At 58.8% G+C, this 15385-nt stretch carries 14 protein-coding genes; 10 read left to right on the top strand and 4 right to left on the bottom strand.

Annotation, left to right across the window (positions count from 1 at the left end; translation table 11 throughout):
* The 5 genes from ACR3E2_RS11855 to ACR3E2_RS11835 all read left to right on the top strand — a co-directional run bounded on the left by ACR3E2_RS11855 (position 1) and on the right by ACR3E2_RS11835 (position 6346).
* Complete coding sequence (locus tag ACR3E2_RS11855) at positions 1 to 804, top strand: metal ABC transporter ATP-binding protein (RefSeq protein WP_480482867.1); 804 nt, start codon at positions 1 to 3, stop codon at positions 802 to 804.
* A gap of 3 nt (positions 805 to 807) precedes the next feature.
* Positions 808 to 2013: a metal ABC transporter permease gene (locus ACR3E2_RS11850; protein WP_480482869.1), complete on the top strand. Its 1206-nt coding sequence runs from the start codon at positions 808 to 810 to the stop codon at positions 2011 to 2013.
* Positions 2010 to 2939 (top strand): metal ABC transporter permease, encoded by a 930-nt coding sequence (locus ACR3E2_RS11845; protein WP_480482871.1) that lies wholly within the window; start codon positions 2010 to 2012, stop codon positions 2937 to 2939. The genes ACR3E2_RS11850 and ACR3E2_RS11845 overlap by 4 nt, the downstream gene beginning before the upstream one ends.
* 262 nt (positions 2940 to 3201) lie before the next feature.
* Positions 3202 to 5064 carry a DNA mismatch repair endonuclease MutL gene (gene mutL, locus ACR3E2_RS11840; protein WP_480482872.1) on the top strand — a complete coding sequence of 621 codons (1863 nt, stop codon included), beginning with the start codon at positions 3202 to 3204 and terminating at the stop codon, positions 5062 to 5064.
* Positions 5065 to 5116: 52 nt separating this feature from the next.
* On the top strand, positions 5117 to 6346 hold the full coding sequence (locus ACR3E2_RS11835; protein WP_480482873.1) for a DNA recombination protein RmuC: 1230 nt from the start codon (positions 5117 to 5119) through the stop codon (positions 6344 to 6346).
* Positions 6347 to 6409: 63 nt separating this feature from the next.
* Here ACR3E2_RS11835 and ACR3E2_RS11830 read toward each other — a convergent pair whose 3' ends face one another.
* Both ACR3E2_RS11830 and ACR3E2_RS11825 read right to left on the bottom strand, forming a co-directional pair.
* Complete coding sequence (locus tag ACR3E2_RS11830; protein WP_480482874.1) at positions 6410 to 7060, bottom strand: ChrR family anti-sigma-E factor; 651 nt, start codon at positions 7058 to 7060, stop codon at positions 6410 to 6412.
* A 10-nt stretch (positions 7061 to 7070) separates the two neighbouring features.
* Positions 7071 to 7727 (bottom strand): sigma-70 family RNA polymerase sigma factor, encoded by a 657-nt coding sequence (locus ACR3E2_RS11825; protein WP_480482905.1) that lies wholly within the window; start codon positions 7725 to 7727, stop codon positions 7071 to 7073.
* Between the two features lie 146 nt (positions 7728 to 7873).
* On the opposite strand from ACR3E2_RS11825, the gene ACR3E2_RS11820 reads away from it, so the two are divergent.
* Both ACR3E2_RS11820 and ACR3E2_RS11815 read left to right on the top strand, forming a co-directional pair.
* Positions 7874 to 8647: a DUF1365 domain-containing protein gene (locus tag ACR3E2_RS11820; protein ID WP_480482875.1), complete on the top strand. Its 774-nt coding sequence runs from the start codon at positions 7874 to 7876 to the stop codon at positions 8645 to 8647.
* Between the two features lie 86 nt (positions 8648 to 8733).
* Complete coding sequence (locus tag ACR3E2_RS11815; protein WP_267363482.1) at positions 8734 to 9051, top strand: DUF3775 domain-containing protein; 318 nt, start codon at positions 8734 to 8736, stop codon at positions 9049 to 9051.
* Between the two features lie 570 nt (positions 9052 to 9621).
* Here ACR3E2_RS11815 and ACR3E2_RS11810 read toward each other — a convergent pair.
* A complete protein-coding gene (locus tag ACR3E2_RS11810) occupies positions 9622 to 10509 on the bottom strand; it encodes a LysR family transcriptional regulator (protein ID WP_480482877.1) in 888 nt (295 codons plus the stop codon).
* Positions 10510 to 10680: 171 nt separating this feature from the next.
* Between ACR3E2_RS11810 and ACR3E2_RS11805 the strand changes: the two genes are divergently transcribed.
* Both ACR3E2_RS11805 and ACR3E2_RS11800 read left to right on the top strand, forming a co-directional pair.
* Complete coding sequence (locus tag ACR3E2_RS11805; RefSeq protein WP_480482879.1) at positions 10681 to 11301, top strand: glutathione S-transferase family protein; 621 nt, start codon at positions 10681 to 10683, stop codon at positions 11299 to 11301.
* Positions 11302 to 11370: 69 nt separating this feature from the next.
* A complete protein-coding gene (locus tag ACR3E2_RS11800; RefSeq protein ID WP_480482881.1) occupies positions 11371 to 13026 on the top strand; it encodes an FAD-binding oxidoreductase in 1656 nt (551 codons plus the stop codon).
* Positions 13027 to 13364: 338 nt separating this feature from the next.
* Here the strand turns inward: ACR3E2_RS11800 and ACR3E2_RS11795 are convergent, their stop codons facing one another.
* The gene (locus ACR3E2_RS11795) at positions 13365 to 14267 is read right to left on the bottom strand and encodes a LysR family transcriptional regulator (protein ID WP_480482883.1); all 903 of its coding nucleotides are present in this window, start codon (positions 14265 to 14267) and stop codon (positions 13365 to 13367) included.
* A gap of 136 nt (positions 14268 to 14403) precedes the next feature.
* Here ACR3E2_RS11795 and ACR3E2_RS11790 point away from each other — a divergent pair, with 136 nt between their 5' ends.
* On the top strand, positions 14404 to 15315 hold the full coding sequence (locus ACR3E2_RS11790; protein WP_480482885.1) for a PhzF family phenazine biosynthesis protein: 912 nt from the start codon (positions 14404 to 14406) through the stop codon (positions 15313 to 15315).
* Positions 15316 to 15385: the final 70 nt, after the last annotated feature.

Genomic DNA, 15385 nt, shown 5'->3' with positions numbered 1-15385 from the left:
ATGCTGGGGCTGATCAGCAGCGAAGGTGTGACGGTCCAGGAACAAAACCTGGATAACAGCCCTCTGGCTGTTCGGGGGTTGACGGTTTCCTACGGGCAAAAACCTGCGGTCTTTTCGGTTGATATGACGGTTACGCCTGGCGCGATGACCGCCATTATCGGGCCAAACGGCGCTGGAAAATCAACGCTGCTCAAGGCGGCGCTGGGCATCGTTACGCCATTGTCGGGGCAGGTGACCGTATTTGGTCAGCCGCTGAATTCGCAGCGCCCGCGTGTTGCCTATGTTCCCCAGCGTGCCAGTGTGGACTGGGATTTCCCGACACGGGTGATCGACGTGGTTCTGATGGGTCTGTCTCGTGAACTGGGCCTGTTGGGCCGCTTGCGCGCGCGCCACAAGGCCCGTGCGATGGATTGCCTGAACCGTGTGGGTATGCGCGATTTCGCGGATCGCCAGATTGGCCAGCTGTCCGGTGGCCAGCAACAGCGTGTGTTTCTGGCGCGTGCTCTGGCTCAGGATGCTGATCTGTACCTGCTGGACGAGCCGTTTGCCGGTGTCGACGCCGCCACCGAAAAAGCCATCATCGCGGTGCTGAAATCCCTGAAAGAGGCCGGTAAGACAGTCGTTGTCGTGCATCACGATTTGGCCACCGTGACCGACTATTTCGACCACGTTTTCCTGATCAATACCCGCAAGGTGGCCGAGGGGCCGGTGGCCGAGGCGTTCACGGCGGAATCGCTGCAATCGGCCTATGGTGGCAGGTTGGCAACGGCGCAGATCGATCAGATTTCACGCGCGCTGGGATAGTTCATGCTTTGGGATGCTCTGACCCTTCAGCTTGGCTATAACGCCACGCTGGTTGCCATCGGTGCAACATTGCTGGGCGTGTCGGCGGGCGTGACGGGGACATTCCTGTTTCTGCGCAAGCGCGCCCTTGTCAGCGACGCAATCAGCCATGCAACCCTGCCGGGCGTCTGTATCGCTTTCATGGTGCTGGTCGCGCTGGGCGGGGACGGGCGCAACCTGCCGGGCCTTTTGGTGGGGTCCGCTATTTCCGCCTGGGTTGGTCTGTTGTGCATGAATTGGCTGACACGGCGCACCCGCCTGGCCGAGGACGCCGCGATCGGTGCGGTTCTGTCCGTGTTCTTCGGCTTTGGGATCGTGCTGCTGACGGTCATCCAGACCATGGGGGTTGGCCGTCAGGCCGGGCTGGAAGGTTTCCTGTTGGGTTCAACCGCCGGAATGCTGTGGGCCGATGCGGTGATCATCGCACTTGGTGGCGCCTTGACCTTGGCTCTGGTGCTGATCATCCGCCGTCCGATGACCCTTGTCGCATTCGACCCCGAATACGCAGCGGCGCGCGGGGTGCCAGTGCATCGTATCGACCTGGCCATGATGGGGCTGGTCATGGCCGTGACCGTGGTCGGTCTGAAAATCGTCGGCCTGATCCTGATCGTGGCGTTGCTGATCATTCCGGCGGTGACCGCCCGGTTCTGGTCTGACCGCTCGGAACGCGTTGTTCTGCTGGCCGGGTTGGCAGGTGGTCTGGCCGGATATATCGGCGCTGCCATATCCGCATCTGCGCCCAATCTTCCAACCGGCCCGATCATCGTACTGGTCAGCTTTGCCTTTTTCCTTGCATCCCTCTTCTTCGCCCCGATGCGTGGTGTTCTGGCGGCGGTGCTGCGGCATCTGCGGTTTCAGCGCCGGGTGCATATTCGTCAGGGACTTCTGGCGCTGGCACAAGGGCAGAAGATCTATGAACCCCTGACTCTGCGTTTGCTGCGGCGTGCCGGGCTGGTCCGGGCGGATGGCGTGGCGACGGACACCGGCAAGGCCCGCGCGGCCAAGGCCCTGCGGGATGAAAAGCGATGGGAAATCGTGCGCGCCGATCAGGCGCACGAGGCGACAGCTGCGCTATATGACGGATTGCGCGATATCGAAACCGTTCTGACACGCGACCAGATTGATGAGATCGACCGCCAGATTGGCGGACCGCAGGGGATACCGGCATGAGTGGTGAAGAATTCGTTCCGCTGTCTCTGACGCCGCTGCTGATCGGAACATGTGCGGCCATCGCCTGTGCCTTGCCCGGCAACTTTCTTGTGTTGCGAAAACAGGCGCTGATCGGCGATGCGATCAGCCATGTGGTGCTGCCGGGTATCGTTGTTGCGTTTCTGTTGACCGGGGCCATATCCACCTGGCCGATGATGTTGGGTGCGGCAGGGGCCGCGGTTCTGGCCGTGGTCCTGATCGAGGCCATTCGCCGGCTGGGGCAGATCGAACCCGGGGCTGCCATGGGCGTGGTCTTTACCACCATGTTCGCGGCAGGCGTCCTGCTGCTTGAGCAGACGGATACGTCAACCGTGCATCTGGATGTGGAACATGCGCTTTACGGCAATCTCGAAAGCCTGATCTGGCTGGACGCGACCGGGTGGTCTTCGTTGCTGGACGCTCAGGCCCTTGCCGGATTGCCCCCGGAACTGCCCCGTATTGCGCTGACACTGGTGGGTGTGATGCTGTTTACATGGCTGTTCTGGCGGCCGCTGAAAATTTCCACCTTTGACGAAGGTTTCGCCCGCACGATTGGTATTCGCACGGGGCTTCTGGGCATGGCGCTCGTCATTACTGCGGCTATCGCGGCGGTTGCCGCTTTTGACGCTGTGGGCTCGATCATCGTGATCGCGATGTTTATCTGCCCTCCGGCAGCTGCGCGGATGCTGACCAACCGGCTTGAGGCGCAGATTGGCTGGAGTGTCGTGATCGCCGTAACCTCTGCCGTGACGGGGTATGTGCTGGCAGGCTACGGGCCCCTGTGGCTGGGCGCGGCGGATGCGGTCAGTGCGGCAGGGATGATCGCAACGATGTCCGGGCTGATCCTGGCGCTGGCGGCCATGTTTGGCCCATGCCGCACACGCATTGGTGTTCAGACGTCAGCCTGAGACGGCATTTTCCTGCCGCAGATGCCTATGCGTCATCGGCCAAACTCTGCCCAGATGCCGTTAAGGTTAATCTTAAGCAGATTTTTGGGAAGTCTCGTGCTAGAGGGCTGTCCATTGATTAGCTGAACACACCACTCACTTTGGTACGCCCGGATGGTACGGAATGGGGATTCATTCACGGCCATCCGGGCGCCCCTTTCCGATCAGAAGACATGCTCAAACCGGTGGCAGAATCGTGCGCGGTTGTGCTAGGTCTAGGGGTATGGCGCAGACAAACCCCAATATCAGCGAAAATCGCCCCGTGATCAGACAGCTTGACGATGCTGCGATCAACCGTATTGCGGCGGGTGAAGTTGTGGAACGCCCGGCCTCGGCGGTCAAGGAACTGGTCGAGAATGCACTGGATGCCGGGGCCACGCGTATATCCGTCGAAATCGCCGACGGGGGAAAGACACTGATCCGCGTGACCGACGATGGCTGCGGCATCCCGGCTCAAGATTTGCCGCTTGCCCTGTCGCGCCACGCCACGTCAAAGATTGATGGATCGGATCTGCTGAATATCCACACCTTCGGATTTCGAGGCGAAGCCCTGCCCTCGTTGGGGGCTGTCGGACGCTTGACCATAACCAGCCGAGCGCCGGGTCTGGATGCGGCGCAGATCCATGTTGCAGGTGGCAAGACGGGGTCGGTCAAGCCTGCCGCCCTGCGCGCGGGTACGGTGGTCGAGCTGCGCGATCTGTTCTTCGCCACCCCCGCCCGGCTGAAATTCATGCGCACCGACCGGGCCGAGGCACAGGCGATCACGGACATGGTGAAACGGCTGGCGATGGCCGAACCATCCGTCACATTTACCCTGCGCGATGTCTCGGGCGGTGGCGAAGGCCGTGTGATCTTCCGCGCGGATCGCGAGAATGGCGACCTGTTTGACGCCCTGCACGCCCGTCTTGCCCGTGTGATCGGGCGCGAGTTTGCCGAGAATGCGCTGCGGATCGATGCCACGCGCGACGGTCTCAGGCTTTTTGGCTATGCGGCCCTGCCGACCTATTCCCGTGGCGCTGCGGTGGCGCAGTACCTTTTTGTCAACGGGCGTCCCGTGCGGGACAAGATGCTGACCGGTGCTTTGCGGGCGGCTTATTTCGATTTCCTCAGCCGGGACCGTCACCCGGCGGCGGCATTGTTCATCGACTGCGACCCGACATTGGTTGACGTGAACGTTCATCCCGCCAAGTCCGAGGTCCGGTTCCGCGATCCCGGCGTTGCACGCGGGCTTATCGTATCCAGCCTGCGCCACGCTTTGGCCGAGGCAGGGCATCGTGCGTCATCGACCGTGGCCAATGCGACCCTGGGTGCAATGAGACCGGAGCCTGCGCAGTCTGCACCAGCGCGGGTCTATCAGATGGATCGCCCGTCGCCCGCAGCGCGCCAGGCCGCGTACCGGGCGCAGGCTCCGGGTTTTGCGGAACTGGCGCATGATTACAGCGGCAGCATTGTCGATCCGACCCCGGTTGCACCCGTATCACAGGGTCAGGAGCCCGGTGCGCAGAATCTTCCGCTGGGTGCTGCGCGCGGGCAGGTGCATGAAAACTACATCATCGCCCAGACTGCCGATGGAATGGTGATCGTTGATCAGCACGCCGCGCATGAACGGCTGGTCTATGAGAAGCTGAAAACACAAATGGCCGAGACGGGAGTCGCGGCACAGGCGCTTTTGATCCCCGAGATTGTTGAGTTGTCCGAAGGTGACTGCGCCCGCCTGATGGCTGTCTGTGATGATCTGTCCCGTTTGGGGCTGACCATCGAACCCTTTGGCGGAGGCGCCATTGCCGTGCGCGAAACCCCGGCCATTCTGGGCGAGGTCGATGCGCGCGCGATGATCCTTGATATCCTCGACGAACTGACCGATCAGGGCGAAAGCCAGATGGTGCAGGCAAGGATCGAGGCGATCCTCAGTCGGGTTGCCTGCCACGGCTCGGTCCGGTCCGGTCGTCGGATGCGGGCCGAGGAAATGAATGCCCTGCTGCGCGAGATGGAGGCCACGCCGCATTCCGGCCAGTGCAATCACGGGCGACCCACATATGTGGAACTGAAGCTAAGCGACATCGAACGCCTGTTCGGGCGCAGTTGATACATTGGCCACTGCAGGTTAGTAAGAATAAAACAAGAACATCCGAGGCGACATGATCAAGATTGCAGGAACAGAATATGCATTGGATGACCCGGTTGTTCTTATCCTGGGCGGAACAGTTGCGCTGATCCTGCTGCTGCTGTTCCTGTCGTTGCGCGCCGCCAATCGCTCGGCCCGGATGGCGGAACCGCTGGCGCGGCAGATGGCGCTTCTGGGTCAGCATGTGCAGCAGCTGGGGCAGGGGCAGGAACAGTTGCGCGGCGGCTTGCAGCATGTCTCGGACACGCAGGCCAACGCGCAGGTGCAGGTGATCCAGACGGTCGAGGCACGCTTGTCCTCGGTTCAGCAGCAGATGAATGACCGGCTGGCGGATAACGCGATGAAATCGGCCCGCGCGCTGGCCGAGATGCAGGAACGGATGAAGGAAACCCTGCACGGTTCGTCAAAACAGACGGCGACATCACTGACGCAGCTGCAGGAACGTCTGGCCGCCATCGACAAGGCGCAGGACAATATCACGAAACTGTCGGGCGATGTTCTCAGCCTTCAGGATATCCTGTCGAACAAGCAGCGGCGCGGGATGTTTGGTGAGATTCAGCTGAACGATATCGTGTCCAAGGCGCTGCCCGCGGACAGCTATTCGCTGCAAGCCACCTTGTCGAACGGCAGGCGCGCGGATTGCCTGGTGCATCTGCCGAACCCGCCCGGCCCGATCGTGATTGACGCGAAATTCCCGCTTGAGGATTTCGAGGCACTTGCCGCCGCGCAGACCAAGGCGGATGTTGAAAGATGCCTGCGGGCTTTTGGCGCTGCCGTGAAAGTGCATATCAAGGCGATTTCCGAGAAATACATCCTCGACGGGGAAACCGCTGACGGAGCCCTGATGTTCGTCCCGTCCGAAGCGATCTATGCCGAGCTACACGCCCGCCTGCCCGATGTGGTGCGCGAAGGGTTTGCCGCAAGGGTCTGGATCGTCTCGCCCACCACCTGTATGGCCACGCTGAACACGATGCGGGCGATCCTGAAAGATGCGCGCATGCGTGAACAGGCCGGTGCGATCCGCAAAGAACTGGGATTGCTGCACAAAGACGTGGACCGTCTGGGCGACCGCGTTTCAAACCTCGACCGTCACTTCGGGCAGGCGGCCAAGGATATCTCGGAAATCAAGATCAGTGCCGAAAAGGCCGGCCGCCGGGCGCAGCGGCTGGATAATTTCGACTTCGAAGAAATCGCGCCCGATACTGAAACAGAGGTTGTGCCACTGGCACGTCACGAAGGCTGAACATCCTGTTGAAGAACTGAACCGGCACCGGGCCGGTTCTGATGGACCAGTGCCTGCAAGCGTTCAGATACGCAGAAAGGGCTGGAAAAGGCGCGGCATCAGCTTGTTGAATTTCAGCGGCGCATCCGTAACCGCCAGGCATATGCAGTCTTCCGAGATATCCGCGACAGGTGTGTGTTCCAGATCCTCGTCAGCGATTTCAACATCGCCACGGGCAAAATGGTCAACCTCGTCCGAGAAAGCCCCTTGCAGAACCATTGTCAGCTCCATGCCGTTGTGGCCATGATCCGGCACGGCAGCACCGGCCGGAATGAAAAGCAAGCGGGCGGTGGCGTCTTTGGTGGTCGGCAGGATCGCCTGTTTGACGCCCATACCTATCGACCTCCAGCGGATGTCCTTGACTGTTCCGCCCACGTAATCCTGCAACGGGGCCGGCAGAACTGCACATCCCGGGCGAACGGGCTTGGGCGCCGGAGCACCTTGGGAGATCAAAGCCATCGTGGCCGCCAGTGAAGTTTCACTCATGCTGACACCCTCACTCTGCTCGTCCAGAACATGCCCGCCAACGGCGTCATAGCTTTCTGCGCGCGCGCGGCAGTGGTCGCACAGGGACAGATGCGTGGCGACCATCAGATCGAAGGCTTCGGGCAGACCGCCTGCGGCATAGGCCATCAGCAGGTCATCTGTCAGGTGATGTTTGATCAACTTGCTCATCTTACTCATCTCAGTTCATCGCGTGGCGCAGGCGGTCCAGCGCCAGCCGTATCCGTGATTTGATCGTTCCCAGCGGCAACCCGGTCTGCGATGCGATTTCCCGGTGACTCAGGTCGCCGAAATATGCCTTCTCGATCAGGTCCCGCTGTGCATCCGGCAACGCTTTCAAGGCGGTGCGCAGTTGCGCGGTTTCCTGTTGCAGCGCGATGACGTCATCCTGATCGGGCTCAGCCTCGGGCCCCCAACCCAGATCTTCGGGTTCAGGGCGGCGTTGCTTGCGCAGCACGTCAATGCGCTTGTTCCGTGCGATGGTGAACACCCATGTGGCCACGGTGGCACGCGTCGGGTCGAACAGGTGGGCCTTGTGCCACAAGGTCGCCATCACCTCTTGTGCGCATTCTTCTGCCATGGCGGCATCCGCCCCTGACTTCATCAGGAACGCCTTGATACGCGGCGCGAAGTGCTGGAACAGCTCGGCAAATGCCGCCTGATCCTGCGCATCCCGGATGCGTCTGACGTGGTCCACCCATTCGGCCCTGGTCTCGCGCTTGCCGTTGATGTCGTTCACCCGCCTACCCTTGATGCGTTTGTTGATGCGCCAAGATTGAGGGGCGGGTGTTTCAACCGCTGGTCCGTCCAAGGTCGCTGTATTGATCTGGGTAAACATAACCACAATACGGCGCATGTCCCAAGCCGGATCACTTTATCGGAACATTTTGATCCGCTCCCGGCCAAGTCTCGTAATATGAACACCAGCGGCAAAAAAGAAATCGCGACTGCTCTGGCGGGTGTGCAAGGACCAGAAGACATCGGATGGCAAAAACGATAGATCATGTTGCAGGCCACACCTATCACGGCCGCAAGGGGGCAATCGACAACGCCTTCCGGTATTCTGTCGATTACATCCTGTTTGATCCCGAAGCCCGGTTGACCACGCCTTTTCTGTTTTCAATGGACCGGACGAATGTCACCAACTGGCGAACCCGCGATCACGGAGGAGAGCCGGGTCAAGGCCATGGTGCCGCCTGGCTGCGCGCGCGATTTACCGAGATGGACATTCCGCAACCCGCGCAGGTCATGCTGCTGACCCAGCCAAGGGTGCTGGGCCACGTATTTAATCCCGTCAGTTTCTGGTTCTGCTTTGACCGCGATGATCAGCTTTACGCCGTGGTGGCCGAGGTGACGAACACCTTCGGAACGCGTCACAGTTATCTGTGCCATAAGCCGGATTTTTCGACCATCAGACCAACCGACCGATTGACGGCCGAAAAGGTGATGCATGTCTCGCCCTTCCAGAAGATTGAAGGCAGCTATACGTTCCGCTTCGACTACAGCCCGGATCGGGTCGGTGTGTGGATCGACTACACGCGCGCGGATGGCGGGTTGATCGCGACGCTGACCGGACCGCGCCAGCCATTGACCAGCCGGGTGATCCTTTGGTCTTTTCTGCGTCGCCCTTTCGGTTCGCGTCGCACTTTTGCGCTGATCCTCTGGCAGGCCTTCAGGTTGTGGCTGAAAAAAGCCGCCTTCCGCCCGTTTCGCAGGGAACCGGTGCCTGATCACCCAGTAACGCGTGTGGGGCAGTGACCAGCCTGTTTGTTCAAGATCAAAGACGCGGGCCCCTGTCGGTGGTTGTGATGGCGTAACAACCGCGAACACGAGGAGTCGAAGAGATGATGGAAATCTCGGCAAGAAAAGTCGCCCAGGTCGCCATGATGGGCCGCGAACTGAACCGGGCCGAGGGCGAATTGCGGGCGTTCATCGACCGCATGAGCGAAGACGAGCAGGCCGAACTGGTAGCCATCATGTGGATCGGGCGCGAGAGCTTTTTTGCGGAAGATCTGGCCGAGGCCATCGCCACCGCCAAGTCCGAGGCATCGACCCCTTGTGCAGATTACCTGATCGGAACACCGCATATGTCTGACCACCTTGAGAATGGTCTGGACGCATTGGGAATATCTGCAGAAGACGTGGAAAACGATCTGATGTAGGCCCCTCGTCGGCATCGCTGCCCGGTGCCTGCGTCTGGCGGCACCGGATATTGCCCGCCAAGGCAGACTAACAGCGACGGGGGTGTCAAGCTTTCGAGCGAGGTTGGTGAAAGTCTGTATTCGGTTTCTCTTTGCCTTCGAAGCCGCCGCGAATGGGTTTCTATGTGATCTTCTTGAAAAGCCGCCACTTTCCCAAAGGTGTGGCTTTGTAAGCCGTGTATTTCTACTGAGGTAGACTGTTTTCTGTCGCGGCCTTGAGGAAATCATGGCGAACGGGGATTGCGCGTGGACCATGCTACATAGAACATGTGGGTCACGCGGTTTTCGCCGATGATCGCTGCGCGCGCAATCGATGAAGCGTCCTACACTGAATTCTTGGCGCATGGACGCCACATAGGTCCGTGTGCATGTCCATGGAAAGTGGATGGATCTCTACCGCGCTTTAGACAAAGCGGGAAATACTCTTCATCTCATGCACCAAAACGAAAGCTCTGCCTAACTTTCTCAAGACTTTGCGGAACAACCACCGCGGTTGTGGCTGGACTGTGGATCCGTTTCAGTTGCTGGATGTCAGCCTGATCGAAAATGCTGCGCCAGAAAATCAATCAACGCGCGCACCCGGGCCGTCAGGTGACGATTGGGTGGATAGAGCGCATAAAGGCCGAAATTTTCCGTTTCATAGTCCTGAAACAGGCGCTCCAGGGTACCCTCTTCCAGACTGCGGGCAATCACATAGTGCGGGCAACGCGCAATACCCAGCCCGGCAATCGCCATGTTGGCAATCGCCGCCGGGGCATTGGCATGAAACATTCCCGCCACCTTGACCACAATATCCCTTGTCCCGGCTCGAAACCTCCATGCTGTTGCGTCGGCTGGATTTTCGTCAATCAGGCAGTTATGTGTGGCCAGTGCCATCGGATCACCCGGACGCCCCCTTTCCGCCAGATAATCAGGCGACGCGCAGACGATCAGCGGCATATCGGACAGCTTCCGCGCAATCAGGGTCGAATCCCGCAACACCCCGATCCGTATGGCAAGATCGAACCCCTCTTCAACAAGCGCCACGCGCGAGTCCGACAGTTTAAGGTCGATATCGACCTTCGGATGTGCCCGCAGAAACGAAGCCAAAGCCTGAGTCAGGTTGATGCTGCCGAACCCGGTTGGTGCGGTTATTCGGATTGGCCCGGCCAGTGCCGATTGCCGCTCCTGAACAAGGTCTTCCAGCTCGTCGATTTGTTCCACGATCGGGCGGCAGCGTTCAAGGTACGCGATGCCGACGTCTGTCAGCGAAACGCTTCTGGTTGTCCGGTTGAACAGTTGCGCCGATAGCTTGGCCTCCAACTGGGCAACATACTTGCTGACCAGTTTGGTAGACAGGCCCAGCCGCCGCCCCGCGGCAGTGAACGAGCCCTCATGAGCAACCGCCATAAATGCCCGCATCGTGTCAATTGTATCCAACGCAGCGCTCCTTCGTCAGGTTGGTGTTTGGTCAATTATACCTAATTTGTTCATAGTTACTGAATAAAACGCAGGATTATAACTAAAAAAGGTTTTGCCATGTTCTAGCCAGTGACCGCTGACGAGCATTGCCAGCTCGCTCCCAAGAAACTCCTCCGAAAGGAAACAGACATGCCAAACGCCATCCGTATCCACCGTCATCCCTTGTCCGGGCATTCACACCGGGTGGAACTATTCGCCAAGCTTGGCGGCATCAATCACGAGCTGATCGATGTCGACCTGCTGTCTGGCGAACACAAGAAAGAGCCGTTTCTTTCCCTGAACCCTGCCGGGCAGGTGCCGGTGATTGAGGACGGTGAAATCGCGATCGCCGACTCCAACTCTATCCTCGTGTACCTTGCGCGGAAATACGCGCCTGATTGGCTGCCGACTGATCCGGTGCGCGAGGCGGAAGTTCAGAAGTTCTTGTCGCTGGCCGCCGGCGACATCGCCCACGGCCCTGCGGCAGCACGATTGATCACCGTTTTTGGCGCTCAACTGGATGCAGAACGTGCCAAGGCCATCGCCAAATCCGCCTTTGACCGGCTTGAGGCGCATTTGAGCGGACGCGACTGGCTGGTCGGAACCAGCCCATCCATCGCTGATGTCGCGATCTACAGCTATACGGCCCATGCGCCTGAGGGAAACGTTTCACTGGATGATTATCCCAATATCCGTGCCCTGCTGGCCCGGGTTGAGGCGTTGCCCGGCTTTGTGGCCATGCAAAGCACCAAGGTCGGCCTCGCCGCCTGACACCAGAGCGCGCCCGGCCGTCAGGACCGGGCGTATGCCTCCAAACCGTGCCGCCCCAGGAGAGACCCCATGATTTCCATCGAACCCAGCGACAGCAGCACTTCCCCTTTTCATCGGGGTGAACACATGGCGCAGGCGCGGCTGGGTGTTCGCGACATTGAACACTGGGCACGGAAAGTTGTCCGCGACCACATGCCCGAACAGCATCGGGATCTTCATACCGCCCTGCCGTTTCTTGTAATGGCCGCGCGCGATGCGCAAGGTCGGCCCTGGGTTACGTTATTGGAAGGGCCAGACGGGTTCGTCTCTGCACCAGATAACAAAACGCTTTCCATTACTGCCTTGCCAACCCAAGGCGATGCGTTGCACGGTGCCCTTCACCCCAAAAGCGATGTTGGCATCCTTGGTATTGAACTGGCCACGCGTCGGCGCAACCGCATCAATGGCCGCGCCGGACGCGTCACTCCGACCGGTTTTGATTTTCACGTTGACCAGACCTTTGGCAACTGCCCGCAGTATATCCGTGAACGCGCATGGCGCCGGGTTGAAGATTCGAGGCCCGGACCAATGACACGCGGCCAGTATTTGACGTCGGATCAGACCCGGTGGATCGAAACAGCCGATACTTTCTTTATCGCCAGCGGCTATCGCGAAGAGGGCGAAAGCCCGACTTACGGGATGGATGCGTCCCATCGCGGTGGCGACCGTGGTTTCGTGCAGGTTCTGGACAACCGGCGGCTGCGGTTTCCCGACTATGCCGGCAATAACCACTTCAACACAATCGGCAACCTGTTGCTCGACCCAAGGGCGGGATTTCTGTTCGTCGATTTCGAAAGCGGCAGCTTGCTGCAACTGACCGGCGTCGCCTCGATCGACTGGGCCAGCGATGAGATCACAAATTTCCCTGGGGCGCGGCGGCTGGTGACACTGGAGATTGACGAGGTCGTGGAAATCCGCGCGGCAGTCAGCCTCAGATGGACTTCGGATGCAGATTCTGTCCGGTCGCTCCGCCTGATCGAAAAGATCCGTGAAAGCGTCGATGTCACCTCGTTTGTATTCGAAGCCCGCGACGGTGGCCACTTGGCTGGGTTCGAGCCCGGGCAATACCTGCCAATCGAGCTTGAAATTCCAGGGATCGCCGAACCGGTGCGCCGGACCTATTCGCTCAGTAACGGACCGAACAATCATCGCTATCGGATTACGGTCAAGCGTGAGCCAAAAGGGATCGCATCGCAGTTTCTGCACGATCATCTGGAACCGGGCGCAATCATCAATAGCCGTCGGCCAGCGGGTGATTTCACAATAACTTGCGACCGGTGCCCATTGGTTCTGGTCAGCGCTGGTGTTGGTATCACACCAATGTTGAGCATTCTGAATAAGGTCGCAGACGAGCGCGGCAACCGCCCTGTCTGGTTCATCCATGGCGCTCGGGACGGTCAGCACCATCCAATGGCCGGTGAAGTTCACGATCTGGCCTCCGGACGGCCTGGGATCACGACGCATGTGGCCTATAGCCAACCAACGTCAGAGGATGAGTTCGGAGTGGACTATGACTCGCATGGCCGTGTCGATGGGGCGCTTCTGGCGCAACTGATCAACGATGCCAGCGCGCATTACTTTCTGTGCGGCCCTGTCGGTTTCATGGCCGAGATCCAGGCCGATCTGGAACGCCGGGGCATCTCTCAGGAACATATTCACACCGAAAGTTTTGGCCCCACTGGGTGATTTGACGTGATCCTTCGTGGGCAAATGAAACTCAAACCACCAGAGCAAGGACATACGCGCCTTTGGTTCGTTTCGTTCGCATTGTGTTGTTGGGATAGCGTTCACCGGCCGGAATGATTTCGCCATTCCAGCTTTCAATCGAAACTCACCGGCTTGTATTTGAGTAGTTCGAGTTTTTAGGCGTCAGACACCAACTCCTCAGTTCCTCTCGCTGTTATTCCTAAGTCGTTCCTACGATTGCATATACGCCTTAAGAAAAGTGTGACGCCTTCGGCCGCCTGCCGACACAGAAACCTCCCCAAAGCTGCGGTAAAAGTGGCAGGTCGAAGTTCGACGATTCAGTATTCCAGTGCTGCCTCACGTTTCAGGCGGCTTGCGGCAAAATCGACAAACGCGCGAATCTTTGCGGACACCATCCGCCCTTCGTGGTGCACGATGTGAACCGGTGCAGGAGCCGGTTCAAAATCAGATAACACTGCCTTTAGCCGTCCGTCCGCCAGATATGGTGCGACTTGATAGGACAAAAGCCGGGCCAGACCCTGACCGCGAAGTGCCATTTCGATTACAGCATCGTTGGTATTCATGCTGATCCGTGGATGAACACGCACAAGCTTCGGGTTGCCCAGGTGGTCAAACTGCCACTGGCCTGACGGCGACAGGGCTAGGGAATTGATCAGGACATGTCTGTTCAGGTCATCCGGGCTTTCGGGTTCGCCTGCTTGTTCAAGGTATTCGGGTGCTGCAAAAACAACCTGTCTGACAGAACCGCAACGCATCGCCATAAGGCTGGAATCCGCAAGCGGACCTATCCTGACGCCAACATCCACACCTTCGTCTATTAAATTCACGATCCGGTCCACGTACAGCGTTCGCGCCTCGATTTTGGGATAGTGCCCCAGAAAATCAGCAAGAATTGGTGTGATGAACAATCTGCCAAACAACACAGACGAAGTGAGGTTGAGCAATCCTTTAGGTTTCGCATAGGTCCCGACCGCAGCGTTTTCTGCCTGTTCCAGATCAACGAGAATGCGCTTGGCATCTTCCAGAAATCTGCGCCCGCTTTCGGTCAACATGACAGATCGTGTCGTTCTTACGAATAAACGGACGCCCAACTCGCCCTCCAGTACCGAAATGGTGCGCGTCACAGCCGGTGGCGACATGTTCAGGTTGCGCGCAGCAGCAGCAAAGCCACCCAGGTCGGCCACCTTCGAAAAGACCAGAAGCGCGCGAAACTTGTCCATGTAATTATTCCAAAATAGTGAATAATAAATTCAAGCTTAATATCATTCTGCCAACAATTGAAACACACTATGTCTCAGGCGAAGACACAATCACTCCGCTAAGGCAAAAGCGCCCGCAGGAAATGGGAGAAATGCCGTGAATGTAAGCCAAGCCATCGGCCAAAACGTGACTGTTCAGATCGTGCACGGTTTTGTGGACAACGGGCTAGGGGGCAACCCTGCTGGGGTTGTTCTGGATGCCGACGGGTTAACCGAGGCGCAGATGCTGAAGGTCGCGTCACAGGTTGGCCTGTCCGAAACCGCTTTTGTCTCGCAATCCGCGACCGAAGGTTTCAAACTGGACTTCTTCACCCCGAACCGCAGGATCGCGCATTGCGGCCATGCGACCATTGCCGCTTTTTCCCATCTGGAAGCACTTGGCCGTATTCCTGATCCTGTAACCTCAAAAGAAACTGTGGACGGCCCGCGCCGGATTCTGATCAAGGATGGTGCCGCGTTTATGGAACAGTTGGCCCCTAGATATGAAACGCCAGAAGATTGGACCTCTCAGGGTGTCAGTTTGCAGGACGTTTTGGGCTCTTTGGGGTTGTCCCCGAGCAATCTGGATCACGAAATGCCGCCCGTTCTGGTCAATACCGGCAACAGTTTTGTCGTGATCGGAGTAGCTGACAGGGAAACTCTGGCTTCGATCAAACCCGATTTCGAGCAGATCAAAACGATCAGCGACCGTCTGGACCTGATAGGATATTATGTGTTCACAACGGCCCAATGCTCGGACGGGCGCGACGCTACTGCACGCATGTTCGCCCCCCGATATGCCATTGATGAAGAGGCCGCGACGGGAATGGCCGCAGGGCCGCTGGCCTGTGTCCTGCACGACCTGGGTCACCGCCGTCAGCACGGGTTTCTGATTGAACAGGGCATGTTCATGGAAACCCCTTCGCCCAGTTTGATTCAGGTTGAACTGGAAGTTCGTGACGGCGCAATCGCCAGTCTAATGGCAGGCGGGCAAGGCAAAGTCATGCGGTCCTTTCAATTGTCGGTGTGACTAAAACAGCGTTTGGGGCGGCGTGTAACATTGCGCGCAGCTTTGTCGAGCAAGTTGAAGAGCGGTTTCA

The organism is Ruegeria sp. AL7 (genome assembly GCF_056536105.1).
The sequence above is the reverse complement of the archived record's forward strand: the minus strand, read 5'-3'. Positions and strand labels throughout refer to the sequence as shown.

Bases quoted from the DNA above. Each gene is read 5' to 3' on its own strand.
- ACR3E2_RS11805 (WP_480482879.1), top strand. From the start codon at position 10,681: ATGCCAAACGCCATCCGTATCCACCGTCATCCCTTGTCCGGGCATTCA.
- mutL (WP_480482872.1), top strand. From the start codon at position 3,202: ATGGCGCAGACAAACCCCAATATCAGCGAAAATCGCCCCGTGATCAGA.
- ACR3E2_RS11850 (WP_480482869.1), top strand. From the start codon at position 808: ATGCTTTGGGATGCTCTGACCCTTCAGCTTGGCTATAACGCCACGCTG.
- ACR3E2_RS11830 (WP_480482874.1), bottom strand. From the start codon at position 7,060: ATGAGCAAGTTGATCAAACATCACCTGACAGATGACCTGCTGATGGCC.
- ACR3E2_RS11800 (WP_480482881.1), top strand. From the start codon at position 11,371: ATGATTTCCATCGAACCCAGCGACAGCAGCACTTCCCCTTTTCATCGG.
- ACR3E2_RS11795 (WP_480482883.1), bottom strand. From the start codon at position 14,267: ATGGACAAGTTTCGCGCGCTTCTGGTCTTTTCGAAGGTGGCCGACCTG.
- ACR3E2_RS11825 (WP_480482905.1), bottom strand. From the start codon at position 7,727: ATGTTTACCCAGATCAATACAGCGACCTTGGACGGACCAGCGGTTGAA.
- ACR3E2_RS11855 (WP_480482867.1), top strand. From the start codon at position 1: ATGCTGGGGCTGATCAGCAGCGAAGGTGTGACGGTCCAGGAACAAAAC.
- ACR3E2_RS11845 (WP_480482871.1), top strand. From the start codon at position 2,010: ATGAGTGGTGAAGAATTCGTTCCGCTGTCTCTGACGCCGCTGCTGATC.
- ACR3E2_RS11815 (WP_267363482.1), top strand. From the start codon at position 8,734: ATGATGGAAATCTCGGCAAGAAAAGTCGCCCAGGTCGCCATGATGGGC.
- ACR3E2_RS11835 (WP_480482873.1), top strand. From the start codon at position 5,117: ATGATCAAGATTGCAGGAACAGAATATGCATTGGATGACCCGGTTGTT.
- ACR3E2_RS11820 (WP_480482875.1), top strand. From the start codon at position 7,874: ATGGCAAAAACGATAGATCATGTTGCAGGCCACACCTATCACGGCCGC.